Below are 881 nucleotides of genomic sequence, written 5' to 3'. Positions count from 1 at the left end.
TCTGAATCAGCGTCAACAAGCGCGAGCCAATCAGCAAGTACAAGTGCATCAGCTTCAGCAAGCACATCGGCATCTGAGTCAGCATCAACAAGTGCATCAGCCTCAGCAAGCACATCGGCTTCTGAATCAGCATCAACAAGTGCATCAGCTTCAGCAAGCACATCGGCATCTGAGTCAGCGTCAACAAGTGCATCAGCTTCAGCAAGCACATCGGCTTCTGAATCAGCGTCAACAAGTGCATCAGCCTCAGCAAGCACATCGGCCTCTGAATCAGCGTCAACAAGTGCGTCAGCTTCAGCAAGCACATCAGCATCTGAGTCAGCGTCAACAAGTGCGAGCCAATCAGCAAGCACAAGTGCCTCTGAGTCAGCGTCAACAAGTGCATCAGCTTCAGCAAGTACATCAGCATCTGAGTCAGCGTCAACAAGTGCGTCAGCTTCAGCAAGCACATCAGCATCTGAATCAGCGTCAACAAGTGCAAGCCAGTCAGCAAGCACATCAGCGTCTGAATCAGCGTCAACAAGTGCGAGCCAATCAGCAAGCACATCGGCCTCTGAATCAGCGTCAACAAGTGCGTCAGTTTCAGCAAGCACATCAGCATCTGAGTCAGCATCAACAAGTGCATCAGCTTCAGCAAGCACATCGGCATCTGAATCAGCATCAACAAGTGCGTCAGCTTCAGCAAGCACATCAGCATCTGAGTCAGCATCAACAAGTGCGTCAGCTTCAGCAAGCACAAGCGCTTCTGAGTCAGCATCAACAAGTGCGTCAGCTTCAGCAAGCACATCGGCTTCTGAGTCAGCATCAACAAGTGCGAGCCAATCAGCAAGCACAAGCGCTTCTGAGTCAGCAAGCACATCAGCTTCAGAATCAGCAAGCAC

1 pseudogene is annotated in these 881 nt (G+C 51.1%); it reads right to left on the bottom strand.

Going from position 1 to position 881, the window contains the following annotated elements:
• Positions 1-881: pseudogene (locus N8M09_RS10820) on the bottom strand (adhesive domain-containing protein); the annotation flags it as partial.

Origin of the sequence: Streptococcus mitis (assembly GCF_946190375.1) — a bacterium.
Lineage (GTDB): Bacteria > Bacillota > Bacilli > Lactobacillales > Streptococcaceae > Streptococcus > Streptococcus mitis_CJ.
Note: the sequence above shows the minus strand (reverse complement) of the source record. Positions and strands in the feature narration are given on the sequence as shown.